Below are 24,166 nucleotides of genomic sequence, written 5' to 3'. Positions count from 1 at the left end.
ATGGGAAGGCTTGAGAAAGGGGCGCGGAAATGTACGGACTGAAGACTGAGTACTGTTTCGATGCGGCACATTTCCTCACCGAGTACTACGGAAAATGCGAGAACCTGCATGGGCACCGCTGGCGCGTGGTTGCTTTTATCGAACAAGCGGCACTTCAGACCGAAGGCACGATGCGTGACATGGTAGTTGACTTTGGCGTGTTCAAACGCGATTTTCGCGCTATTGTCGATGAGTTCGACCACACCTTCCTAGTGGAAGAGGGCTCGCTTGCCCCTCAGACTATGGAATGCCTGCATGCCGAGGGTTTTTCGCTTACGGTGGTGCCCTGGCGAACAACGGCGGAAAACCTCGCAGCTCATTTTGCACGTCGCTTGCAGGATGCAGGCTATCCCGTGTCGCGGGTGGAAGTGTACGAAACGCCCAACAACTGCGCGTATTGGACTGCTTCCTCGTAGTCGCGTGCCAAAGGGTCGTAACATGTGTCATTTGGTGTGACCCTTTGGCACATGACCCCTTAATGCATCACATCACATCCTGTTGATTCTTTATGCTTATGCACGTGCGGTGTGGGTGTCATCGATTCGCTTCGGCGATACTTGAGAGGAGAAACGATTGAGGGGGAGCCCATGTCAAACCGAATAGGTGTTGTGACCGATAGCCACTGTGGAATCAGCGGAGAACTTGCCGAGCAGTTAGGTGTAACTGTTCTTCCGGCGTCGTATGGCGTGTTCGGGCGGATTTTTCGCGAGGACGGAAGCATTTCGCGCGAGGAATTCATGCAGATGTTGCGTGATGGCGCTCTTGTGAACACATTCCAGCCCGCACCAGGTGAGCTGATGGAAACATGGGACGCTGCGTTGCGTACAGCCGACGAGATCGTGTACGTGCCCATTGGCAGCATGCTGTCGGGGTCGTACGACACCGCATGTCAGTTGGCGCGCGATTCCAAGTATAAAGGGCGCGTGACCGTGGTCGACACCAAGCGCGTGTCGGCTCCGCAGCTGCGTTCGGTCATGGATGCGTGCGAACTTATTGAAGACGGCCTTCCCGCCAAAACAATTCGCAAGACACTCGAGGCTACGTGCATGAAGTCATGCACGTATGTGGCCCTTGACACGCTTGAATACCTTCAGCGCGGCGGTCGCATTCCGAAGGCCGTGTCGGTAATTGGCGAGGCGTTAAACGTGAAGCCCATCGTAGAATTTACGGCTAAGGGCCTGCAGCTGGCGAAGACCGCGCGCGGTATGGCAAAGGCGCGCTTGTCGATGATCGATACTGTTCGCAAAGACCTCGAGAAGCTGCTGGCAGGCGGCCTGCCAGCAAAAAGCATCGCACTTCTTGCAGCCGGAAGCTCGTCTGAGACAAAAACGGCGAAGTGGATCGCCCAGCTCGAAGAGGCGTTCCCTGGCATGAAGGTGCTTTATGGCGACCTGCCGCTCGCTATCTGCTGTCATATCGGCCCCGACGCGTTGGGTGTGGGGTTAGCGCATATGCCGTCGGTGCGCTGGGCCGATTAGCAAACATATCTCACGTTGCTCATGTATACGCGAAACGGCAGCCCATCTTCGAGGCTGCCGTTTCGCGTATATGTTTCCTATCGCTTCGTTCGATAGCTACGCATCGGTAGTATCGTCATCGCTTTCTCTGATGGCGTCGCATCGGGTTTTCGAAATTCCCAAACTTCGCTGTTGCCTTTAGAATCGAATCCATCGCTTGAAGAAACACGAATTTGGTCAGTGTTTCCTCAAGGCCTGCAATCGCCTGTAAGCATCACCTTGATCCGGAACGGGGCTGATGAGACGGTTGCGGCTTGGCGAACGATTGAAAACTGGGAGGTCTCATGCGGCCCCTTCTTCTGTGAAAGGATGAAACAGATGAATCTGAATGCACGCGTTACCCGTAGGAAGTTTCTGGCGCTGGGCGCCTCTGCAGCGCTGGTTACCTCGCTTGGTTTGGTGGGCTGCGGCTCGTCTTCCGATACCGCCGGTGGTGCGAGCGAGAACAAAGTGATCACCGTAGCGGCAAGCCCCACGCCCCACGCCGAGATTCTCAACGACGCAGTTGCTCCGCTGCTTGAAGCGCAGGGCTACACGCTTGAGGTGAAGGAATTCACCGACTACGTGCTGCCGAACACAGCAACGGAGGCTGGCGAGGTTGACGCAAACTACTTCCAGCATCAGCCGTACCTGGACGACTTCAATGCCGACCAAGGAACGCATCTGGTGTCGGTGGCGGCAGTGCACTATGAGCCGTTTGGCATCTACTCCGAGAAGATCGAAAGCCTTAAGGATCTGAAGGAAGGCGCCATTGTGGCAGTGCCCAACGACACCACCAACGAGGCGCGCGCATTGCTGCTGCTCGAGCAGGAGGGTCTCATTAAGCTGAAGGAAGGCGTGGGTCTTGAGGCAACACCGAAGGACATCGAGGAAAACCCACTTAACCTTGAGATCAAAGAGCTCGAAGCGGCAACTATCGCCAACACGCTTGCCGATGTTGACATCGCTTGCCTGAACGGTAACTATGCTTCACAGGCTGGTCTTTCGCTTGCCGACGCGCTTGCTGCCGAGGGTGCCGACTCGCTGGGAGCCGAAACCTACGCCAACGTGCTGGTAGTGAAGGAAGGCAACGAGGATTCCGAGGCTGTTCAGGCGCTGCGGGAAGCGCTCGTGTCTGACCAGGTGCGCGACTACATTGGCATCACTTATGACGGCGCGGTTGTGCCGGTGTTTTAAACCATAAGGTATCCTGTCTGCGCCCTTACGGTTCAAGGGTGTTACGATAGCCCTGCGATGACCTTGCTGCTCACGCCCAGCCGCTCATAAGGCTGGGCGTGAGTGCGCTGCGCCTACCGTGAAAAGGAGCGATTAATCGATGATCACGTTTGACCATGTGAGTAAAACTTACGACGCCCGCAGAGGAGAACACCATGCACTCTGTGATGTAAGCCTGCATGTTAACGCAGGTGATGTGTTCGGTATTATCGGACAATCGGGTGCGGGCAAGTCGACATTGGTGCGCTGCATCAATCTGCTTGAACGACCGACATCGGGGCGCGTGCTGGTGGACGGGGTTGACGTGACGGATTATTCTGGGGCTCAACTGCGCGAGCTGCGCAAGGGCATTGGTATGGTGTTTCAGAACTTCAGCTTGTTTCAGCAGCGCACCGTAGTACAAAACGTTACGTTTCCCTTGGAAATTGGCGGGGTGGCAAAGGGTAAGCCGCGTTCGGCGGAAGCCATGCGTGCCCGCGCCATGGAACTGCTCGACATCGTGGGGTTATCGGCGAAGGCTACCTCGTATCCCAGTGAACTTTCGGGTGGGCAGCAGCAACGGGTGGCTATTGCTCGCGCCTTGGCGAACAACCCGCGCATCATTTTGTGCGATGAGGCAACAAGTGCGCTTGACACGCGCACGACGGTTTCCATCTTAAGCCTGCTCGAGCAGATCAATCGAGAGCTAGGTGTCACGTTGGTTCTTATCACCCATTCGCTAGCCGTGGCGCGCCGTATTTGTAACCGCATTGTGGTGCTTGATGAAGGGCGCATCGTCGAACAGGGAACGACAACCGAGGTGCTGTCGAATCCCAAAAGTCCGGTAACGCGCGAGCTCTTGGAGTTCGATGGTCTTGCTTCGGCTAATCGGTTTGGAAGATAGGTGATCTGACAATGGAGTCCGTAGCTGCTTTTTTCGCTGAATATGGCGAGCTGCTGTTCGAAGGCACAATCGACACGCTGGTCATGACGTTTGGTGCCACGTTCATTGCCTATCTTATTGGTATACCGTTAGGTGTTGCCCTGGTGGTTACTGCACCAGGGGGTCTGCGTCCCCATCGAGTGCTCAACACGGTGCTCAGCTGGGTGGTGAGCATTGGGCGTTCTGTACCGTTTGTAATCTTGCTGGTGGCATTAATTCCTATCACGCGCTTGATCGTGGGAACCTCACTTGGTGTGCGGGGCGCGATGGTGCCCCTGGTGGTTACAGCAGCCCCGTTTGTTGCTCGCATCGTTGAGCAGAGCTTAGCCGAGGTTGACGGCGGGCTCATTGAAGCGTCGCTGTCGTTTGGCGCAAGCGTGCCGCAGGTGGTGTCGAAGGTGTTCTTACGCGAAGGGTTGCCTTCGCTGGTGCGCGGCGTATCTATTACGTTTGTTACGCTTTTCGGGTACGTTACCATTGCAGGTACCGTTGGTGCCGGCGGTTTGGGTGACATCGCCATTCGTTATGGTTACCAGCGTTTCCAAAGCGACGTGATGCTGGTGTCCGTTACGTTGTGCGTGATTATTGTTATTCTGTTTCAGGCTGGCGGCGATTTTCTGGTTAACCGCATTGACAAACGGCGGTAAAAAACCTAATTTGCACTGCTTTGTCTAACTTTACCTGACCTTTACACTCACTTATCTGTCATCATACACGCATGCACGATTATAAAGAACGTGTATGCCCGATGACGGAAGGTAGGGGTAGGGAATGGATTTTGGTCTCGTCACAGTTGCTCAGGCCATGATGGGTGATCCCGCTTTGGCGCTCATTGTCGTGTTGACGCTGGGGGCAACGGTAGTGAACGGTGCAACCGATGCGCCGAACGCCATCGCTACTGTTGTGGGGACTCGTGCGATGGGCCCGAACGCCGCTATTGCGATGGCCGCGGTGTGTAACTTCATAGGCTTGGTGGGCATCACCATGATCTCATCGGCGGTGGCGAAGACCATCTTCGGCATGGTCGATTTCGGAGGCGACAACCATGCGGCTCTGGTTGCGCTGGCAGCTGCCATGGTAGCTATCATTGTATGGGGTGTTGCGGCGTGGTATTTCGGCATACCCACGAGCCAAAGCCATTCGCTGATCGCCGGCATTACAGGTGCGGCTATCGCGTTGCAAGGTGGGCTTGCAGGCGTGAATGGTGCCGAATGGGTGAAGGTTATCTACGGTCTGCTTGTGTCAACATGCTTAGGTTTCGGGAGCGGCTGGCTGTTCATGCGCCTGTTGAAAATCGTGTGTCGCGATGTTCAGCGTGCTGCGGCGAACAAGGCATTTCGATGGCTGCAGATTATATCGGGCGCAGGTGTTGCCGTGCTTCATGGCGCGCAAGATGGTCAGAAGTTCTTGTCGCTGTGCATGCTCGGCATCATGTTAGGTGTTGACGGCGTGGCATATTCCGACGTCAATTTCCCTTTGTGGGTAATCGTTCTCGTGTCGATGACCATGGCATTGGGTACGGCAGTTGGCGGTCGTAAGATCATCAAGTCGGTGGGTATGAACATGGTGCGCATGGATCAAGCACAGGGGTTCTCGGCGTGTGTTGCCGCATGCTTCTGCATTGGTCTTGCTACGTTTACCGGCCTGCCCGTTTCCACCACGCATACGAAAACCACTGCCATCATGGGTGTGGGTGCCGAGAAAAGCATTCGCTCGGTGAAGTGGAACCTTGTTGGATCCATGATACTCACCTGGGTGCTCACGTTTCCCGGATGTGGCCTGTTGGCGTTCGCGTTCACGCACGTGTTCCTCGCGTTTATGTAGCATTCCGGGTGGTAAAATCAGAAGGTCGGCAAGGTCCGTATGCGGGCGGCGCTTCTTTTTTGAAAGGAGTGATCGCCTATGATCGAGAAAGTTCTTTTCATGTTGGCCGCATTGGCTACCATCGCGGAGTTTATCCTCGATGCATGGAGGGAATGGAAAACGCAAACGGATGACGAGGGGAAGTAAAAACTAGAGGTCAGTGGTAGGACACTGACCTCTTAGAAATACAACCCGCGCCGCCCGTAACCCTTTAACACAACACGGGCCTTGCCGGCATGGCCCAATTGTAGCACCCATTTGTTTCTTTGTCATGTTAGATCAGCGCAAACCCAATGAGTCCGGTGAGCGTGCCTGCGAGCGCACCTGCTATTACGTCGCGGGGGAAATGCACGCCAATGATTACGCGTAGCGTGGCGAGTGCGACGCCGAGCGCGAACACGATAATGGCAGGTACCGGCGTAGCGAGGCATTCCAGGAACGCGGTTGCGATAACGAAGATAGAAAACGTATGCTTACTGGGAAACGACTTTCCGCGAGTGTCTTTTGGTACGGATGCTTCAATGCCGAACACCTCGTAAGGTCGTGGTGCATTGATGACCTGGCGCAGCAGCGTGACCGCAACAAATCCAATCGCTGGAACAACCACAGCGCGAAAAGCCGCCAGTAGGCCGTCGTGTGCGAACAGCCACACAATAAGGCAGGGATACGCCAGGTAGATGGCCCCTGTGATGGCAGTGTTTGCGCCGGCGGCCACCCGTAGTAAGCGTGGGTGGCCGCGCAAAAACGTATGCAGCCGAAAGTAGCTTTTCTGCTTCATAGTTTTACGCACCACAGCGTTGCAGCAGCGGGGTCAGCGGCTCGCTCGACACGATGTGAAGGTGGTGAGTAGCACGGCTGATGGTAGTGTACAGGCGGTTGCGCGATAGCTCGTCTTCGCCGAACACGCGAGCCGATGCGTCAGGCACGATCACGCAGTCGAACTCGAGGCCCTTCGCCAACTTGAGCGGCACGATAACAACGCCGTCGTCGGGAAGCGTCATCGTGGTGTCCATAACACGAGGTGTTTTCTCTCCCAGCGCAGGCAGTAGGGCGGCATGTAGTAGGCGGGCTTGATTGGAGTCGGGTGTTATGATGGCGGCAAGCCCCGCCTGGTCGCCGGCTTCGATAATGATAGCGGCAATTCGTGCGATGCGTTCGTTTTCGGTGGTGCACACCTCAATGCTCGGTGAGGTGTGTTCGGGCTGGACCGATGACACGTGCGCTTGCTCATCTTGCGGCAGCAGGCTTGCGAACAAGTTGGTGATCTCGGGTGATGATCGGTAGCTGGTCATCAAGCTACAGGATGTGACTGAGCCACGTTCGCGTTCAAACACCTGTCGTATCTCGTCAAAGGTGGCGGTTTCTTCCTTAATCGCCTGATGGGCGTCGCCGAGTAGCAAGAAATGGGCGTATCTGAAGTAGCGGGCGAACACGGCGAGCTGTGCGGCGGTATAATCCTGCACCTCGTCGATCATCACGTACTTCGCACTGGTGTCCCCCAATCCAGTTAGGCAGATTTTCGTGTAAAGCCACGTGACGGGATCGAGCCCTTGTGCGTCCAATATGCGCATGCCAATGCGGTCGATGCGCAGCCATTCATCGCGCTCGACGGCTTCGATGGCTCCTGCGTACTTCGTGTTCAGGTAACGCAGCGTGTACGATTTCAGTTCCGCTTCGGTTTGCGGTTCAATGGTTTCGCGGAACAGCTCAAGCTGCTCGTCGGTACTTAATTCCAGCAGCTCATCTTGGGCGCGTTCGGTTGCGGCAAGCTGTGCGATGCGCGAGCGGACACGTTTGAGCAGCTCTTCGCGCGCAAGCGTAATGCGATGAGGCCCAATTGGCACGTTCTTGAATTTGCCAATTGCCTGTTGGATTTGCCCGACCGACACAAAACGTGTGCCTTCGCAGGTGATTTCCTTGAAGTCACCGTGGTCGAGTACAAGCTCGCGCATGCCGCGATCAAGTGCGGCTAGGTCAGCTGTGGTGGCATGGCTACGCTCGTGGCCGCGGCCTTGAGGCATTAGGCTTTCTGCGAGATCAGCCCATGTTTCGATGTGTGGGTTTTGTTCGCCCATGTCGGGCAGCACGTTGTCGATGTAGTGTCCGAACACGGGATTCGGCGTGATTAAGTGCACCTCGTCGGGGCGCAGGGTGTCGCGGTTTTGATAGAACAAATACGCGATGCGCTGCAGCAGCACCGAAGTTTTGCCGCTGCCGGCAATGCCATGTACCAGCAACGCGTCAACGTCATCGTGACGCACGATAACGTTCTGCTCTTTTTGGATAGTCGCGGTAATGGCCTGCATCTGCGCGGTTCGCTGTTTGGAAAGCGACGCAAGCAGCAGCGAGTCTTGGATAGCCACGTTCGTGTCGAAGTAGGCGGCAAGCACGTTTTCAGAAATGTCGAATTGTCGACGAAGCAGCAAATCAACGTTGATAGTGCGCCCGTTCGCCACGTATGAGGTGGCACCGTTTTCTTGGTTGTAGTACACCTCAGCAACCGGCGAGCGCCAGTCGACAACGAGCCGCTTACAGTTCTCGTCCGACATGCCCGCGTTGCCGATGTAGAGCTCTTTGGGGTCCTCATCGGGCTTGAACTGCAGCGAAATCTTTGCGAAGTACGGCTGGCGTAGCAGCAGCTGCGCATCGGCCAAGCGCTGAGAGTTCACTTCTTGTGAGATGTTGTACCCCTCGATGATGCGGTTTACGGCGGCAATGGCTGCGTAGGTTTCCATGGCTTCATCGTCGGTGGTGAAGTTGTGCGCAATGTCGGCGGTCATCGACTCTTTATCGGCCGCTGCGGCGCGCGCCGTTTCCTCGAGCTTGCGTTGCGCATCGCGGGCGATAGCTTTTAGCTTTTCGTAGGTTTTCGTCAGGTGCCGCTGCTCGTGTTCGAATACGGGGTCGGTCTGCTCGGTTGGCTGCGGTGCGGTGACGCTTGTGCTCACGTTGCCTCCTTGCGATGTCTCAAACTGAAAAATCGAATGTACTATGGTAGCACATTCGATTTTTCCAGAAGCGCGCACTTGTGACAGCGTGAGCTTATCGTCATTTCTGTTTCGTGTTAATTCTTCACCTATTCCTTGCCGGTCCAGCAGTAGGTGCACACCTTCGCCGGATCAATGCCAATAGCTTCGATCATGCCATCAAGCGACTGAAACTCCAGCGAGTCGAAGCCCAGCTGTTCGCAGATAGTGCGCAGCATGCACTTGCCGCGTTCGGTGGTGGCATCGGCGTATTCGTCAAGGTGCTTCTGGCCTTCGTCACCTTCGAGTTCCTGCACGGTGCGGCGGGCGATAAGATCCATATCCGACTTGTTGCTAGAGAAGGTTAGGTACTTGCATCCGTACATGATGGGCGGACAGGCACTGCGCATGTGCACTTCCGCGGCACCCGATTCGTACAGGAATCGAACCGTTTCACGCAGCTGCGTGCCGCGAACAATGGAGTCGTCAACGAACAGCAGCTTTTTGTTTTCGATAAGCTCGGGCACGGGCAGCTGCTTCATCTTCGCCACATGGTTGCGCATGGTCTGGTTTTGGGGCATGAACGATCGCGACCAGGTGGGGGTGTACTTGATGAAGGGGCGACCGAACGGCGCGCCGCTTTCCGCAGAGTAGCCGATGGCGTGCGGCAGGCCGGAATCGGGCACGCCCGCCACGAAATCAACGTCGGGAAGGTGTCCGTTGCGCTTGCGTTCATCGCGCGCCATGATAGCACCGTTGCGGTAGCGCATGACCTCCACGTTTTCGCCTTCGTAGGTGCTGTTAGGGTACCCGTAGTACACCCACAAAAAGGCACAGATTTTCATGTCGTTGCCGGCGGGCGCTAACGTTTCGTAGCCGTCGGGCGTTACGCGGACAATCTCGCCGGGGCCAAGTTCGTAATCGCTCACGTAACCGAGCTTCTGGTACACGAAGTTCTCGAACGACACGCAGTAGCCGTCTTCCGCTTTGGCTACAACCACGGGCAGGCGGCCGAGCGCGTCGCGTGCAGCGATAATAGACCCGTCTGCGGTCATAATAGTAAGGGTGAGCGAGCCGTCGATGAGCTTCTGCGCGTGCTTGATGCCCGACACGAAGTCCTGCTTTTGGTTGATGAGCGCCGCCACCAGCTCGGTTGAGTTCACTCGCCCTGAGCTCATTGCCATGAATTGGCTGCAACCGTCGGTGAAGTAGTCTTCCACCAGCTGTTCGGCGTTGTTGATGGCGCACACTGTGGCGATAGCGTACACGCCCAAATGTGAACGCACCAGCAGCGGCTGCGGATCGGTGTCGCTAATGCAGCCGATGCCCGCAGTGCCGCAAAAGTGCGGCAGATCCTCTTCGAAGCGGGTACGGAATGGCGTGTTCTCGATGGAGTGGATCTGTCGCTGGAAGCCCTTCTCATCGTCGTGGAAGATCATGCCGGCGCGGCGTGTGCCGAGGTGGGAATGATAATCGACGCCGAAGAAGACGTCCAGTACCACGTCGTGCTTTGCCGTTGCCCCAAAGAATCCACCCATTGCTGTTCGCGCACCTTTCATGTTCTGCCGCCCAGTGAAGATGCAAGCATAGCCGAACGGCGTGAACTGTGTGTTACAGGAGTGAAAAACGTCACGATTTCCGTACGCTGTTTGTTTTTCTGTAGGAGTAGAGGAAAACATCCGTCGAAAAATTTGACTCATTGCGCTGCACGGTGTGTCTGTGCCGTGCGGCTCCTGTATATACTTCCCGGTTGAGTCATTGGATGCTGGTTTGCACCCAAACGAAGGCACACGGCGTTGGGATGGGTGTTGAGCCAGCGAATGAGAAAGGGGAGTGGAATGAATGCGGAACAATTGAGAAAGGGCATTGAGGAAGCCGTGCTTGCCGTGCGCGAGCGGCGACCGTTAGCGGGTTCGGTAACCAACGGTGTAACCACGGACTTCGTGGCAAACGCCCAGCTTGCCGTCGGCGGATCGGCGGCCATGGTGTATTTGCCTGACGAGGGCGAAGCGCTGGTGGCAGCGGGTGACGCCGTGTACGTGAACATGGGAACGCTACTGCCGGTACACGAGCAGACAATCCCCGCAGTTGTGAAAGCCGCGCACGCTGCGGGCAAGACATGCGTGCTCGATCCGGTGGGTATTGGCATCGGACAGCTGCGCACCGATATCTTAAGCGCCCTCAAGCCGTTCAAGCCGCGAATCGTTCGTGGCAATGCGTCGGAGATCATTGCGCTTGCGGGTTTATGGGAGCTTGAAGGCGACGCATCGGAGTTAGGGCGTGCTCATGGCGTTGATACGACTGATGCGGTTGACGCAGCACGAGGTGCTGCTTGCGCGCTGGCTCGCTATACGGGTGGTGCGGTTGCGGTGTCGGGCGAGGTTGACCTGGTGACCGACGGTACGACGATCGTTCATGTGCAGGGCGGCTCTGAGCTGATGGAGCGTGTGACAGGCTTCGGTTGCTCGCTGGGCGGTGTCTGCGCCGTGTATGCTGCCGTAGTCGATCCGTTTACAGCGGCGCTTGCGGCAACAGCGCATTACAACGTCGCGGGGCTGCGTGCGGCCGCTGCTCATGCGGCGCCGGCGTCGTTTAAGCAGGCGTTTCTCGACGAGCTCTACCGCATCCAGCCAGCCGGTATTGCACACTGCGAGCTTACGGTCGAGTAGGCGTAATTCGAAAGATAAGACCTTCAAAAGAATAAGGCCTTCAAAACACTACGATTCAGACTGGCATGTTCTACCAGTTCATAGTGTACATCTGATACAGATGTGAAGGCGCGTTTACGCTTTGAATCATGCAAGCCTCATCTTCGGATGGGGCTTTCTGTTAGTGCGCCGAACATGCCGCTTGGTTGCTGGTGTAATAGTTTGGCCTAAAGTGCTTGGTGGCTGAACAAGCTATCTCCAAGAGCCGGGGGTAGCCCTCAGCAACTCTTATGTTACTCACGGGTCAACCAGTGGCATTGAGCATGCTGTCCCCTTCGTTGTCGCTGTACTTCGCGTTTCTCGTGGAGCACGGCAGCGCATTTCTCTTTGGGGGCTTCCTAAATCGAGTCAACACACTAAGGTTGTGGCTATCAGGTACTCAACCGCCGGCTCTTCGGCGCGACAGGAGGGAAACGCCCATGGCTGACATCGTTCACGTAGAGGGGCTCACCAAAGACTACGGGCACAACCGAGGCGTGTTTGACCTGACGTTTTCCGTTGCGCCCGGTGAAGTGCTGGGTTTTCTGGGGGCAAACGGCGCTGGAAAGACCGTGACGCTGCGCACCCTTATGGGTTTCATCCGCGCAGACCAGGGATGCGCCCGCATTGCGGGCCTTGACTGCTTTGCGCATCGCGATCGCATCCAGCGCACGCTTGGCTACCTGCCCGGAGAATTGGCCCTGCCACCCCACATGACCGCCGACGCCTTCTTGCGCTTTCAGGCGCAGGTGCGCGAACTGCACGATCTGGGGCGCATGCAGCGTCTCATCGAATTCTTCGAGCTTGACCCCAGCATGCGCATAGGGTCCATGTCGAAAGGTAATAAGCAGAAAGTTGGAATTGTCTGCGCGTTTTTCCACACACCCGACGTGCTGCTGCTTGATGAGCCCACAACCGGTCTTGATCTGCTTATGCAACGGCGTTTTGTCGAGCTTGTGCAAGCTGAGCGCGCGCGGGGTGCTACGGTGCTCATGTCGTCGCATTTGTTGGGAGAGGTGGAACGGCTGTGTGATCGCGTTCTGTTCATTCGCCATGGGCGACGCATCATGGAATGCAAGCCGGCCGAGCTAACCATGGATGGCGCGCTGGTTAATTTGTACGGAGAAGACGCGCTGGTCGGCACGTGGCACGACGCCGACTAGCTAGCACGTGGAACGACGCCGACTAGCTAGCACGTGGAACGACGCCGACTAGCAAGAACGCGGGCTGGCAACAAGGCGCGACACCCCTTCGCCAGTTGGTCACCACGTAGTGTGGCACTCGTTCACCGGCCGGCTGACACAACGCTCACCAACGCACAGCATAACGCCAGTTAACGTAGGCGACGAAAGGAACCCCTATGAACCTGATTCTTGTGAGACGTGAAATCAAATCGAACCTGTTTTCCGCACTGATGTTTTTCGGCGTGATAGCGCTGTACGTAGTTTGCATCGTGATCATGTATGACCCCTCGCTGGAAGCCAGCCTGAGCACCATGCAAGAAGCCATGCCGGAACTGTTTGCCGCTTTCGGCATGGCTTCCCCTACAACCACGTTAGTTGATTTCATGGTGAACTATCTTCAGAAGTTTCTTTTGGTGCTGTTCCCCTTGGCGTTTATGCTGATGGCGGTGCACAAGATGCTGGTCAAGCCCCTCGAAAGCGGATCGCTTGCTTTCACGCTAGCACTTCCGTTGACGCGTCGCTGCATTGTACTTTCTTTTATCGGTGCATTCGCGGCTTTGCTGATTGGCCTACTTGTGGCCACTACCTTGTGCGAAATAGCGTGCGCAGCACTGCTGTTCCCCGGCGACTTGGATGCATCTGCTCTGCTGCGGGCCAATGCGGGACTGCTGGGACTTTGGCTTTTTATGGGCGGACTCGTCTTTCTTGGCGTGTGTGTGCTGCCTCGCCCCGACAGAGGGTTCTTTGCGGGAGCCGGGGTGTGCCTTTTGTTCTATCTTATGGGAATGCTTGCTGACCTGCAAAAAGACTGGGACATTCTGAAAGTAGCGAACCCTTATGAGCTGTATCAAGCAACCGATCTGGTATCGAATACCGCCGGTGCCGTGACGGATGCTCTGCTGCTGGGCGCTATCGGCTGCGGGCTGTTCGCCTTGGGGGTGCTGGCCTTCACACGCCGCGATTTAAGCGTATAGGCGCAAACGTTGTTGGCTGTTCCGCACAAGCGTCGAGCTGTTTTACGCGATCTAAAGCTAGCGGCACGCGATCCAAAGTCAGCGCCATCTGTCGGCGTCACTCACCGCGTCTGTTGCTTTCGCTTATTGCATCCGATTGTTTCGCTTCCTATCCCAGATATTCCGGGCGATAAGCCCACGCGCGCACCATCTCACACCACAACTTGAACTCGACCATCATCTCGTCCCACACAATGGCGCGTCCCAGGCTTTGTTGCTGATGCATATAGCCGTCAGCTAACCAAATGAGCAGGTCGGTCACCTGCTTCATGGTAACGCCGTCGCGAAACTTATCGGTGCGCACATGGTAAAAATACTGCTCAAGCAGCTCGTCCACCTGCCCATACATCCAGCGCATTGCCGTGTCGCTTACATCCTTGTGCTGCGGGTAGAACGCACGCAGACAAAATTCGATCAAATAGGGAAACTGCGCGAACATATCCATCTTCGTCTCGGCGCAATACCGCATCAAATCAAAGTAATCGTCAATTTCCCAATACTGCGGTCCAACAACTGCAGCCACCGCTCTTTCTCGCATGCACTGTATTAAGTAAAAATAGAAGTCGCGCTTGTTGTGGAAATAGAAGAACAGCAGCCCCTTGGAAATGCCGGCCCTATGCGCTATGTCATCGGTGCGGGCATCTTTGTAGCCCACACGCCCGAACGTTTCCACGCCAGCTGCGATCAGGGCTTCTTGACGATCTTTTGGAAGGCGGTCGAAATCTCCATGTTTTGCCATGGCGGCTCTCCTTTGTTGACTCATCGGTCAGCAACTGCACACCATAGTAGCGCATGGATAGTCTCTGCCACGGTAAGTATATGAAGAACAACAGATCCCCAGTGTCTCTGTTCGTTCCCAGTGCCCCGCCGAGGGGCTTAAGCGTAAAGCGCCACTTCTTCGATGCAGTTCACGCCGGTGTCTTGGCAGAGCTTCGCGAGTTTTTTGTCGAGCGTCATTAAGGTTGCACCCTTACGCCGAGCTAAACAAAAGTAGAGCATATCGTATACGGGGTGCTTGTGTCGGATTGCTTCAAGGAACGCTTCGTCGCTGAGTTCTTCAATAGGAATGTATGTATCAACATAGTCGATGGCGATAGCTGCTCGTTTTTGTGCACATTCCTCAGACATTATTTGAGCGATAACGTACTTCCAAAATGAATTGCGCACTTCAACGCGAAATAAATCGCAGCTTATCAGCTGTTCTCCTTCTTCGAGCAGGGTGCAAAGCGCCCGGCCTTTCGTCGTACCGTTTGCGATTTCGACAGCGGCGCTGGCATCAAGCACGATCACGTTGGGCCTCCATGTTCAGACTTGCATCCAAATCCCCAACCGCTTCCAGAATCTGGTCTGTGCGCTCTTCACGCATTGAACGAATGAGCTTCGCAGCATCGGGAAAACCAATAGGAACATCGGCTGACCCGAGTTTATCAATTCGGTCGTTTAGAACCTGTCTTCGGTTTGCGCGTTTGCGGCGCTCGCGGTCCTCATTCTCATTGAAAAGATCGGTTACATAGGGTTCAGCCCAGAGCGCATTCTTTACGGATTGATGAGCTTTGTACATGCGGAGGAATTCCCTGAGACCATAGACGGTTTGTTGGGAAACACTCCGACACTCTTTGGCTGCACACTCGCGCAATTCTTCATAGAGGTCGTCGGGAAAATCCTTTACTTGCAATGCAGGCATGCTTTATTCCTCCATTTCACACCTATTTATCATGCATTATAGATATGCATGCGAATGAACACAAGTTCAACGAGGTGTCGGAATGAAAAGCACTGCTGCGGACAGCAGTGCTCGGCCGCCTCTCCTGTTTTTTGTGTTTCGCATGCCGTACTGCTGGATGCTGGACACTCAAAATGTCCCTTGCGCTTCTTGCGGCTAGGTTTTATCATTTGATAAAAACGAAAGGAAGCCATGGCGACGGACAGGAAAAAGGTCAGCCAGTATTTAGCGCTTGCCAAGTCCTTCGCGCAGAACGAGTTCGTCATCTCTCCACGTAGCAAGAATATGCAGTTTATGCTTGATTGGGGCATCGACTTTGAGACGGCTAAGGACATTGTGCTGGGGTTGAAGACTTGCGATTACGTAGACGGGCCTTGCGTCGATGACAAGCATCTGCCCGGCAGAAATGACGTGTGGGTATTTGGGAAGACGCTTCGATGCGATGGGCAGGACGTCGAAACCTACATTAAGGTCACCCATTTGAAAACCGCAGGCGGACTCGGATGCCTATGCATTTCGTTCCATGAAAGCGAGCGACCGTTGGTTTATGAATTTGGAGGTGAGCAGCATGAGGTCTATCTACTGCCCTAGGTGCGACCGCAGGGTTGATGCTGAGGTGACCGAAGCGGTAGTTCCCCTTACCGTGAGAAAAGTCAACGTGCGCGCTTGCCAGCTTCGGGCGGTTTGCCCGCATTGCGGTGAGGCAATCGCTGACGAGGAGATTTCCCGTTCGAATCTGGAGTCTGCTTTTGCCTCCTACCGCGCAGAGGAAAAGCTGCTGTCCCCTCATGAGATAAGGGAATCCTACGCGAAATACGGTTTGACCCAGAAGACGTTCGCCGCACTTTTGAACCTCGGCGGCGCGACCTTGAGCCGGTACGAGCATGGCGCGTTGCAGACGAAGCAGATTGACATGGCGATAAGGCAGGCGAGCCAGCCCGAGAACATGCTTGCATTGCTCAATGAGCACGACGGCAAGATCCCGGTGAGCCAAGCTGAATCCGCTCGCCAAAAGGCCCTCGCCCTCCTGGCGGACGAGGCTGACGATCATGCCTTTGTGGGAAACTCGGTTGGCAACTTCCGCCTGCTGCTGTCGGAAGAGCCTCCTTCCGAACGCAACGGGTTCAGGAAGCTTGACTGGGGCCGTGTCGTGCAGATGGCTGTCTACATGGCGCAGCATTGCGCCAACCTCGGTCGCACGAAGCTGAACAAGGCCCTGTTCTATGCGGATTTCTCGTGCTTCGCGGATACGGCCTGCTCTATGTCGGGGCTCGTATACGCACATGCCACGCATGGGCCAATCGTGGATCAGTATGACGTGGTTTTCGGACAGCTGGTCAGGCAAGGACATCTTCTCGAAGGGTCGGCTTCGTGCGGTCCGTATGAAGCGACGGTGTTCAATACGGGGGAGGAGTTCGATTCTTGCCTGTTTACGAACCAGGAGCTTCGCATCCTTGAGAGGGTCGCTGAATTTGTGAATGGCTTCGACACGGCGAAAGAGCTCAGCGAATACAGCCACCAGGAGAAGCTTTGGACGGAAAGCGGTGACGGCATGCTGCTTTCCTACCTTGATGCATATGAGCTCAACAGTCTCGAGCAATTCGTCGGAACCTAGCGCGGGCATCGAGCGCCAAGGTTCTTCCTCGTTCGCTCCTGCGGGTGCCTCGTGGTCTCGGAAGTCCTGCGTCTGTGCGGGTGCGAGAAGAACTTGAATATACAGTTCGTCTATGTTTCCGGCTGATCGTTTCGGAGCTAAATGGAAGTGGATAATAAGCTGCTAAGCAAGCTAGGGGGAGGATAAGAGGGTATTATTGAGCGAGTCAGCAATTCATCTGATGAGCTGGATGAAAAGACAGTGACATGGAGAAGTTCTGCAACAGAGTAGCTGCAGTCTTGTGAAGAGTGTTGACGTCCAAGCTCGTATGCCGTTCGCGTACGAGCTTTCTTTGGGGAAATGAAGGTATGATGAAAGGAGTCAGATGTTATGAATACGCTTGTTGCTGTTGCTATTGCACCATTAGGTGTGGGAGACGAGCTTGCCGCTGAGGTTGCCGAGGTGGTGCGCGTTATTCGCGAATCAGGTTTGCCGAATCGCACGAATTCTATGTTCACCGAGATCGAGGGCGAATGGGACGAGGTGTTTCGCGTGGTTCGCGATGCCACGTTCGTGCTGGCAGAGAAGGGTATTCGCACCGAGGTGGTGCTAAAGGCCGACGTGCGCCCGGGCTTCGAGAATATGATGGAAGAGAAAGTGGCGAAAGTCGACGCGATTCTGAAGTAACGGAGTGTTCTATAGTGTTAAAGGGTGAGAGCGTGCTATGAGGTGTGACCTTTGGCACATTTCTCACTCTTTAATCAGCGTTTCCGTAATGCACTCTCACAAAGCCGCAGGATTGAAGAGAAGGGAAGGGGAGGTTTACCTATGAGAGGTTCGTTGGATATTTCTGCCTATCTGGTGATAGGCCCCGAGAATACAAACGGTCGTGCTGTGGCCGACGTGGTGGGGCAGGCTATCGACGCGGGTTTTACGTGTGTGCAGGTGCGCTCGAAGGAGTGCTCGGCGCGCGAGCTTATCGACTGCACGGTTGCTGTTGCCGATGTCATTGCTCGGCGGGGTATGGGCGAACAGGTGGCGCTTTTGGTGGACGACCGCGTTGACGTGGCATTGGCCGCGCGGGCGCGAGGAGCGAAGGTCGATGGCGTGCATGTGGGGCAATCTGACATACCCGTTGACGTGTGTCGTGAGCTGTTGGGGCCGGATGCTATCGTGGGACTGTCGGCTCGGACGGCTGAGATGCTCGAGTACGTGAAGACTGCCGACATGAGTGTGGTCGACTACTTGGGTGTGGGGCCATTGCACGAAACTGCCACGAAGCCTGATTGCGGCATGGATGCGCAAGGCAACGTCATCACGAAAGACTTCGATGACCTCCGGCAGCTCGCGCAGGCAAGTCCCGTTCCTATTGTGGTTGGCGGCGGCGTGAAGCTGGCCGATGTGCCGCTTGTGCGCAACACGGGTGCGGCGGGCTTTTTCGTGGTGTCGGCAGTATGCGGTGCCACCGACCCATATGAAGCAGCGAAAAGCCTGGTAGACGCATGGCGTGCGGAAGATTCGCGTGAAGGCGACAATTAAAGTTGACAAAACCTAGGTAACTAGTAGGATAACAGCTATTAAACAGGTTTCGTTCGTTACGAGTGCTCTGTGTGGACGTTGCTGTTGATCTCATCGCTAGCTTGATGGTCAAATATCGGACTCGCTTGCACATTTGGTATTCGCTGTTGAAACGAAAGAGAGGATTCACAATGACCGTGTATCAAAGCGTTGCCGACCTGATTGGCAACACCCCGCTGTTGGAGCTGCGCAACTTTGAGCACAACAACGGACTTGAGGCAACCATCATCGGCAAGGTTGAGCTGGTAAACCCCGCTGGATCGGTGAAGGATCGCGTTGCCAAGAACATGATCGAGGAAGCAGTGCGTGCTGGTCTGGTCAACGACGACACCGTGCTCATCGAGCCCACGTCGGGAAATACCGGCATCGGGCTGTGCGCGTTGGCTGCTGCGCGTGGCAACCGTATCATCATCACCATGCCTGAAACCATGTCGGTTGAACGCCGCAATCTCATGAAGGCATACGGTGCCGAACTTGTGCTTACCGACGGGGCGCGGGGTATGACGGGAGCCATCGAGAAGGCAAACGAACTGGCCGAGCAGATTCCGAACTCGTTCATTCCAGGTCAGTTCACCAATCCTGCGAACCCTGCTGTCCATGAAGCAACCACCGGTCCGGAAATCTGGGAAGCGACCGACGGCAAGGTCGATATTTTCGTTTCGGGCGTGGGAACCGGCGGTACGTTGTCTGGCGCGGGCCGTTTCCTGAAGTCGAAAAACCCCGATATCAAGGTGGTTGCCGTGGAGCCGGCGTCCTCTCCGGTGCTGTCGCAGGGGCGTGCGGGAGCGCATAAAATCCAGGGTATTGGTGCGGGTTTCGTGCCGGACACACTCGACACCAGCGTTTATGACGAGGTGCTTACTATCGAAGACGAAGAAGCGTTTACCGTCGGACGCGAGTTGGCTGGCAAAGAGGGGCTGCTCGTAGGCATATCGTCGGGTGCTGCCGTAGCGGCTGCGGCGAAGCTCGCGCGGCGTCCTGAAAACAAGGGCAAGATGATCGTGGTCATATTACCCGACACCGGTGAGCGCTACCTGACCACGGCGATGTTCGGGTTCTAAATACACGTTCAGCTCCGAGAAGAGGGGCGGGGCGTGCCGCGCGCAGTTGCGCATTCCCGAGAAGAGGGGCGGGGCGTGCCGCGCGCAGTTGCGCAGCAAAGCGAGCACTGTGTGAGCACGGCGTGCCCCGCCCCTCTTCTCGGAGCGTAGTTTTGAAGTGAGGCGTATTGTGGGAATGGCGAGCACTGTTTGAATACGGTACACCTCGCTCATCCCTGTGCGCACCGCGCGTACCGTGTGCGAAGTAACACAAGCGCCCTTATCTCCGCTGATTGTGCGAAGGTAAGGGCGTTGTTGTTTCGTGCGTCTTTCGCGATCTTGGCGCTAGTGATGCTCGAGCTCTTCGATGTCATCTACGGGCTTTTCCAGCCCCTCAATGGTTAGGTTGTGCTTTTCGGCGTAGTCCCACAGTGCCGCATGGATGGCTTCTTCAGCCAGAAGAGAGCAGTGTACTTTCACGGGCGGCAAGCCGTCGAGTGCTTCCATGACTGCCTTGTTGGTAACCTCAAGTGCTTCCTGTACGGTTTTGCCTTTGATGAGCAGCGTTGCCATAGAGCTGGTGGCTATGGCCGCGCCGCAGCCGAACGTCTTGAACTTCGCGTCGCGAATCACTTGGTTGTCGTCGATATCCAAATACACACGCATGATGTCGCCGCACACCGCGTTACCGACGGTACCGCAACCAGATGCGCAACTGATCTCGCCGACATTTCGGGGGTTGGTGAAGTGATCGATAACCTTCTCGGAGTAATTCATTGCCATGATAGGTGTTCCTGTTCACTGGGAGAGTTTACGTTGTATTTGAGCGTGCTTGCGAACGCAGTACGCAGCCGCAAGCGAGTCGTTCGTTATTCCTGCGCAGCCATACCAGAGAAGCGCTCTTCGATAATCGAGATTGCGTTTCCCGCCTGGAAGTCTTCCCAAAGCGGACTCATCGCGCGCAGGTTCGCGATGGTTTGCACGAGGGCGTCAACCGTATAGTCGATGTCATCGCGTGTGGTGTCGCGTCCGATAGTGAGGCGCATCGATCCATGGGCGATCTCGTGGGGAAGCCCAATGGCCAGCAGCACATGGCTGGGATCGAGCGAGCCAGACGTACAAGCGCTGCCGCTGGAGACACATATTCCCCGAAACGATAGCTGCAGCAGCATACCTTCGCCTTCGATGAATTCGAAACTAATGTTTACGTTATTCGCCAAACGCTTCGTGGGATGCCCATTCAGCTTGCTGTAGGGAATCTCGTCCAAGATGCGGCGTATGGCATGGTCGCGCAGCGTGGTTTGACGCTTATGCTCAGCTTCGCGTTCAGCGCAGGCAAGTTCGACTGCCTTCGCGAAACCCACGATGCCAGGCACGTTTTCGGTGGAAGCGCGTCGGCCGCGTTCTTGCTGTCCGCCGTCGATCAAGTTGCGCGGCTTCACGTTCGCGCCGATGTAGAGCAGCCCCACACCCTTTGGGCCGTACAGCTTGTGCGCTGATGCCGACAGCAAATCGACGCCAAGTTCGCGCACATCAATGTGTTCGTGACCGAGTGCCTGCACGGCATCGGTGTGGAAAATGACGCCATGTTTGTGAGCGATGGCGGCAAGCTTTCGTATGGGTTGCAGCGTGCCTATTTCGTTGTTCGCGAACATGATGGAAGCGAGTACGGTATCGGGCCTGATGGCAGCTTCGAAATCGTGTACACTCACCAGGCCATCAGCGTCAACAGGCAAGTAAGTGACTTCGAAGCCCTCGCGCTCGAGTGCCTGACAGGCGTGCAACACAGCATGATGCTCAACCGTACTCGTAATGATGTGGTTGCCACGATCTCGCGCTGCCCACGCTGTGCCCTTGATAGCCCAGTTATCCGACTCCGACCCACCGCTGGTGAAAAACACCTGTTTCGGCTTCGCTCCGATAGCGTGCGCGATAGTCTCGCGCGCATCGGCCACGGCATCGGAGGCGTTCTGTCCCAACTGGTAGATGGATGACGGGTTGCCGTATTCTTCGGTGAAGAAGGGAAGCATAGCCGCCAGTACGTCGTCGCGAACGCGCGTGGTGGCTGCGTTGTCGAGGTATATAGTTCTCATGTGCTTGGTCCTCTCAGATGCAAGTTCGTATTCCTAGTAGAATACTAGGAATATTACCGTTCGACCGAAACGATAGTCAAGTGAAATGGTAGGTTTTAGATGAACGGACGTGAAACCAAGCCCAATGCCCACAATGCACCTCGCCTTAAAGCAACGCTCGAGAAGAGGGGGCAGGTGTGCCGCGCGCAGTTGCGCAGCGAAGCGAGCACTGTGTGAGCACGGCATGCCTGCCCCCTCTTCTCTGAGTAACGTGCTCGGTTTTCTAAGCATCAAGAGCAGCCTCTTACGCACTCAACGGATGCATGACCGACATATGACCCCTTCCTCAATCCCTCAGCAAGGAAATCGAAACACGAAAGCCTGGTAGTATAATGAGAAGTCGACCGATGAACGTGGAGGAGGTGCTTGATGCTCTACCAGCTGATGAACAAAGATGTGGTTGTGGCAACGTATCGGGAAGAGAAACAGCTCGACGATTATCGATACAGCGTAATTGAGCGTTTTGACGCATATCTTCCTTACGGGTTTGTGAACATCAATGACTGGATTGATGGGCGTCAAATAGCCAAGCATCGCACATCAATCGAAAAACTCATGCGCGAGTTAGGACTTACCACGCGACACGACTTTATTGCGATGGCACGTTGTCTCTCGCTCACTGACACGTTCTGGATGAAGCGGGCAGACGAGAACATCTCTTGGAACGAGGTATCGCTGTATCACAATCCGTTTGACGACGTGATTGCACGCATTGCTTTCGACGGAACCGGCATGTACGGCCGACAGAATTCTCCCACTTCGCCCGAGTACGCCACCTCTGGTTCCTTTGCGAAATGCTGGGTTCGCGAAGGAAATGAAATCTCGCTCCTCAAGCGCGGATCGTCGGGTTATGCAAACGCTGGGTTTGAGCCCTATTCGGAGGTGCTCGCATCCAATGTACTCGATGCAGCAAGCATCGATCATGTTCCCTATACCATTGTGAACTATCATGGCAAGCTTGCTAGCAAGTGCCCCCTATTTACCTCGGAAAAAGTCGGATTCGTGTCGGCTCATCGCTTCTTTGAGGGACCTTTTGACATCGAGGATATGCTTGCGTTTTGTAAGCGCAATAACTCAGAAGAGCGCTTTCGTGAGATGGTTGTCATGGATGCCGTCACGGCCAATGTCGACCGTCATGCGGGCAACTACGGTTTTTTGGTCGACAACGACACGGGCGAAATTTTGCATATGGCGCCGCTGTTCGATCAGAACATGGCATGTCTGCCTATGATGATGGAGTACGATGACTTCGACACTTACCTGAGCATGATTGGGCCAAAGATCGGCACAACGTTCGTAAGCATAGCCCGTGCGCTGCTTACGCCCAGTATTCGCGCGAAGTTGATAGCGCTCAAGGACTTCGAGTACACCGATCCGGGCCTTGGCTACCCCGCATGGAAGCTCGCCGCCGTTAACCGCCTGAAAGACCGCATGATCACTGATATTTTGGCGTAGACGAAGTACGCATTTCCACAACGCACTTCGCCTCAAAGATATGCTCGAGAAGAGGGGCGGGGTGGTGAGCGAGGAGGGAGCTCGAATGAGGATCTCGACAAAAACTCGATACGGAATGAGGCTCATGATCGATCTCGCCCAGCATTGGGGAGCAGGTCGTGTGGCGCTTCGCGACATTGCTGAGCGGCAGGAGATATCGAAGAAGTATATGGAGCAGGTGGTGGCACCGCTGGTATCGGCAGGGCTGCTGCATGTGACACGGGGCAACCAAGGTGGCTACGAGCTTGCGCGCGATCCTCGTCAAATCACCTGCGCCGATATTATGACAGCCACCGAAGACGGCCTGGGGCTTCTCGATTGCGCGAATGGCGCGCTCGCATGTCCGCGCGATAGCTTTTGCCTGTCGAAGGACATCTGGCTCGGACTCGAACGCGTTATGGCCGACTATCTTGCGAGCATCACGTTGCAAGACGTGCTCGAACGCGGTGCCGATGTGAACATGTATGTGATCTGACGGTTCTTCGCAAGGAGACACTGATTAAAGTCTCCCTGTAAATGCAGGGTTGGCGGAATTTACCAGTGTTTTCTCGTCTTCGTGTTTTTCTAAACAGTCAGATCGGCGTATGAGAACGGCACCACTACTGCCAGATCATCGGGGGCAAGCTGGATCTGACAACCGATGCGCCCTCCCGAGAACATGATGCGATCGAACAGCTGGGCAGTTTCGTCGACGAACGTGGGGAAGCGCTTTTTCATGCCGATAGGCGAGCATCCTCCGTGAATGTACCCGGTGAGCGGTAACAGATCTCGTGACTTGATCATATGAATAGCCTTCTCACCAGCTGCCGCAGCGGCTTTCTTCAAGTCGAGTTCTGCAGCAACGGGGATCATGAATACGTAAAACTCCCCCGATTTCCCTTGCGTGACTAAGGTTTTGAACACGCAGTCGGGGTCTTGTCCGAGTTTAGCTGCCACCTCGGTGCCCGCAAGCGCGCCGTCGCATTCGAAGGTAAGGAAGGTGTAGGCAACGTGCGCTGCATCGAGTGTGCGGATGGCGTTGGTTTTTCCATCTGGTTTCGTCATAGTGCCAATATCTTAGCGCATAAGTGCCGTATGGGGTGGAAAACGTGCCGGACGTGGCTTGTTGTGCTTTGTCGTTGCGTACCGGTATTTACCACTGGTATTGAGCCGTGGGTAGATGGTGGAGTAACGAAACCTTGCACGGCGTCTGATACAAT

General features: G+C 55.5%; 25 protein-coding genes. 16 read left to right on the top strand and 9 right to left on the bottom strand.

Annotation, left to right across the window (positions count from 1 at the left end; translation table 11 throughout):
- The first annotated feature begins 29 nt into the window (after nucleotides 1-29).
- The 6 genes from G7Y44_RS03440 to G7Y44_RS03415 all read left to right on the top strand — a co-directional run bounded on the left by G7Y44_RS03440 (nucleotide 30) and on the right by G7Y44_RS03415 (nucleotide 5,517).
- Nucleotides 30-455 (top strand): 6-pyruvoyl trahydropterin synthase family protein, encoded by a 426-nt coding sequence (locus G7Y44_RS03440; protein WP_165247581.1) that lies wholly within the window; start codon nucleotides 30-32, stop codon nucleotides 453-455.
- Nucleotides 456-626: 171 nt separating this feature from the next.
- A complete protein-coding gene (locus tag G7Y44_RS03435) occupies nucleotides 627-1,517 on the top strand; it encodes a DegV family protein (RefSeq protein ID WP_165044568.1) in 891 nt (296 codons plus the stop codon).
- 357 nt (nucleotides 1,518-1,874) lie between these two features.
- Nucleotides 1,875-2,732, top strand: coding sequence for a MetQ/NlpA family ABC transporter substrate-binding protein (locus G7Y44_RS03430; protein ID WP_165247579.1), 858 nt, complete (start codon nucleotides 1,875-1,877; stop codon nucleotides 2,730-2,732).
- Nucleotides 2,733-2,871: 139 nt separating this feature from the next.
- A complete protein-coding gene (locus G7Y44_RS03425; RefSeq protein ID WP_165044572.1) occupies nucleotides 2,872-3,654 on the top strand; it encodes a methionine ABC transporter ATP-binding protein in 783 nt (260 codons plus the stop codon).
- A gap of 11 nt (nucleotides 3,655-3,665) precedes the next feature.
- On the top strand, nucleotides 3,666-4,340 hold the full coding sequence (locus G7Y44_RS03420; protein ID WP_165247577.1) for a methionine ABC transporter permease: 675 nt from the start codon (nucleotides 3,666-3,668) through the stop codon (nucleotides 4,338-4,340).
- A 124-nt stretch (nucleotides 4,341-4,464) separates the two neighbouring features.
- Nucleotides 4,465-5,517, top strand: coding sequence for an inorganic phosphate transporter (locus tag G7Y44_RS03415; protein WP_165044576.1), 1,053 nt, complete (start codon nucleotides 4,465-4,467; stop codon nucleotides 5,515-5,517).
- 313 nt (nucleotides 5,518-5,830) lie between these two features.
- Here G7Y44_RS03415 and G7Y44_RS03410 read toward each other — a convergent pair whose 3' ends face one another.
- The 3 genes from G7Y44_RS03410 to G7Y44_RS03400 form a co-directional block, all read right to left on the bottom strand.
- Nucleotides 5,831-6,334, bottom strand: coding sequence for a phosphatase PAP2 family protein (locus G7Y44_RS03410; protein WP_165247575.1), 504 nt, complete (start codon nucleotides 6,332-6,334; stop codon nucleotides 5,831-5,833).
- A 4-nt stretch (nucleotides 6,335-6,338) separates the two neighbouring features.
- Complete coding sequence (locus G7Y44_RS03405) at nucleotides 6,339-8,504, bottom strand: HelD family protein (RefSeq protein ID WP_165247573.1); 2,166 nt, start codon at nucleotides 8,502-8,504, stop codon at nucleotides 6,339-6,341.
- A 128-nt stretch (nucleotides 8,505-8,632) separates the two neighbouring features.
- Complete coding sequence (locus G7Y44_RS03400) at nucleotides 8,633-10,060, bottom strand: amidophosphoribosyltransferase (protein ID WP_165044580.1); 1,428 nt, start codon at nucleotides 10,058-10,060, stop codon at nucleotides 8,633-8,635.
- Nucleotides 10,061-10,360: 300 nt separating this feature from the next.
- Between G7Y44_RS03400 and thiM the strand changes: the two genes are divergently transcribed.
- The 3 genes from thiM to G7Y44_RS03385 all read left to right on the top strand — a co-directional run bounded on the left by thiM (nucleotide 10,361) and on the right by G7Y44_RS03385 (nucleotide 13,367).
- Nucleotides 10,361-11,191 carry a hydroxyethylthiazole kinase gene (gene thiM, locus G7Y44_RS03395; protein ID WP_165247571.1) on the top strand — a complete coding sequence of 277 codons (831 nt, stop codon included), beginning with the start codon at nucleotides 10,361-10,363 and terminating at the stop codon, nucleotides 11,189-11,191.
- A gap of 458 nt (nucleotides 11,192-11,649) precedes the next feature.
- Nucleotides 11,650-12,372: an ABC transporter ATP-binding protein gene (locus G7Y44_RS03390; RefSeq protein WP_165247569.1), complete on the top strand. Its 723-nt coding sequence runs from the start codon at nucleotides 11,650-11,652 to the stop codon at nucleotides 12,370-12,372.
- Nucleotides 12,373-12,569: 197 nt separating this feature from the next.
- Nucleotides 12,570-13,367 (top strand): ABC transporter permease subunit, encoded by a 798-nt coding sequence (locus G7Y44_RS03385; RefSeq protein WP_165247567.1) that lies wholly within the window; start codon nucleotides 12,570-12,572, stop codon nucleotides 13,365-13,367.
- 148 nt (nucleotides 13,368-13,515) lie between these two features.
- Here the strand turns inward: G7Y44_RS03385 and G7Y44_RS03380 are convergent, their stop codons facing one another.
- From G7Y44_RS03380 to G7Y44_RS03370, 3 genes are all read right to left on the bottom strand, one after another.
- Nucleotides 13,516-14,145, bottom strand: coding sequence for a TetR/AcrR family transcriptional regulator (locus tag G7Y44_RS03380; RefSeq protein WP_165247565.1), 630 nt, complete (start codon nucleotides 14,143-14,145; stop codon nucleotides 13,516-13,518).
- A 137-nt stretch (nucleotides 14,146-14,282) separates the two neighbouring features.
- Complete coding sequence (locus tag G7Y44_RS03375; protein WP_165247563.1) at nucleotides 14,283-14,696, bottom strand: type II toxin-antitoxin system VapC family toxin; 414 nt, start codon at nucleotides 14,694-14,696, stop codon at nucleotides 14,283-14,285.
- Nucleotides 14,683-15,090, bottom strand: a complete 408-nt coding sequence (locus G7Y44_RS03370; protein WP_165247561.1) for an argininosuccinate lyase — start codon at nucleotides 15,088-15,090, stop codon at nucleotides 14,683-14,685. The genes G7Y44_RS03375 and G7Y44_RS03370 overlap by 14 nt, the downstream gene beginning before the upstream one ends.
- A gap of 231 nt (nucleotides 15,091-15,321) precedes the next feature.
- On the opposite strand from G7Y44_RS03370, the gene G7Y44_RS03365 reads away from it, so the two are divergent.
- The 5 genes from G7Y44_RS03365 (at nucleotide 15,322) to cysK (ending at nucleotide 19,362) form a co-directional block, all read left to right on the top strand.
- The gene (locus G7Y44_RS03365) at nucleotides 15,322-15,720 is read left to right on the top strand and encodes a type II toxin-antitoxin system MqsR family toxin (RefSeq protein ID WP_165247559.1); all 399 of its coding nucleotides are present in this window, start codon (nucleotides 15,322-15,324) and stop codon (nucleotides 15,718-15,720) included.
- Nucleotides 15,698-16,744 (top strand): type II TA system antitoxin MqsA family protein, encoded by a 1,047-nt coding sequence (locus G7Y44_RS03360; RefSeq protein WP_165247557.1) that lies wholly within the window; start codon nucleotides 15,698-15,700, stop codon nucleotides 16,742-16,744. The genes G7Y44_RS03365 and G7Y44_RS03360 overlap by 23 nt, the downstream gene beginning before the upstream one ends.
- Before the next feature lie 369 nt (nucleotides 16,745-17,113).
- Nucleotides 17,114-17,410, top strand: a complete 297-nt coding sequence (locus G7Y44_RS03355) for a thiamine-binding protein (RefSeq protein WP_165044594.1) — start codon at nucleotides 17,114-17,116, stop codon at nucleotides 17,408-17,410.
- 141 nt (nucleotides 17,411-17,551) lie between these two features.
- Entirely contained in the window at nucleotides 17,552-18,262 is a 711-nt protein-coding gene (locus G7Y44_RS03350; RefSeq protein ID WP_165247555.1) for a thiamine phosphate synthase, read from the top strand.
- A 170-nt stretch (nucleotides 18,263-18,432) separates the two neighbouring features.
- The gene (cysK, locus tag G7Y44_RS03345) at nucleotides 18,433-19,362 is read left to right on the top strand and encodes a cysteine synthase A (RefSeq protein ID WP_165247553.1); all 930 of its coding nucleotides are present in this window, start codon (nucleotides 18,433-18,435) and stop codon (nucleotides 19,360-19,362) included.
- Nucleotides 19,363-19,686: 324 nt separating this feature from the next.
- Here the strand turns inward: cysK and nifU are convergent, their stop codons facing one another.
- Together nifU and nifS are read right to left on the bottom strand one after the other, a co-directional pair.
- Nucleotides 19,687-20,124: a Fe-S cluster assembly scaffold protein NifU gene (nifU, locus tag G7Y44_RS03340; protein WP_441299685.1), complete on the bottom strand. Its 438-nt coding sequence runs from the start codon at nucleotides 20,122-20,124 to the stop codon at nucleotides 19,687-19,689.
- Nucleotides 20,125-20,210: 86 nt separating this feature from the next.
- Nucleotides 20,211-21,434, bottom strand: a complete 1,224-nt coding sequence (gene nifS, locus G7Y44_RS03335) for a cysteine desulfurase NifS (RefSeq protein ID WP_165247551.1) — start codon at nucleotides 21,432-21,434, stop codon at nucleotides 20,211-20,213.
- A gap of 408 nt (nucleotides 21,435-21,842) precedes the next feature.
- Between nifS and G7Y44_RS03330 the strand changes: the two genes are divergently transcribed.
- Nucleotides 21,843-22,928 carry a HipA protein gene (locus G7Y44_RS03330; RefSeq protein WP_165247549.1) on the top strand — a complete coding sequence of 362 codons (1,086 nt, stop codon included), beginning with the start codon at nucleotides 21,843-21,845 and terminating at the stop codon, nucleotides 22,926-22,928.
- A gap of 40 nt (nucleotides 22,929-22,968) precedes the next feature.
- Nucleotides 22,969-23,442 (top strand): RrF2 family transcriptional regulator, encoded by a 474-nt coding sequence (locus G7Y44_RS03325; RefSeq protein WP_371807454.1) that lies wholly within the window; start codon nucleotides 22,969-22,971, stop codon nucleotides 23,440-23,442.
- Nucleotides 23,443-23,531: 89 nt separating this feature from the next.
- On the opposite strand, the gene ybaK is transcribed toward G7Y44_RS03325, so the two are convergent.
- Nucleotides 23,532-24,011, bottom strand: coding sequence for a Cys-tRNA(Pro) deacylase (gene ybaK / locus G7Y44_RS03320; protein ID WP_165247545.1), 480 nt, complete (start codon nucleotides 24,009-24,011; stop codon nucleotides 23,532-23,534).
- Nucleotides 24,012-24,166 lie beyond the last annotated feature (155 nt).

The organism is Adlercreutzia sp. ZJ141 (genome assembly GCF_011038965.1).
GTDB lineage: Bacteria > Actinomycetota > Coriobacteriia > Coriobacteriales > Eggerthellaceae > ZJ141.
The sequence above is the reverse complement of the archived record's forward strand: the minus strand, read 5'-3'. Positions and strand labels throughout refer to the sequence as shown.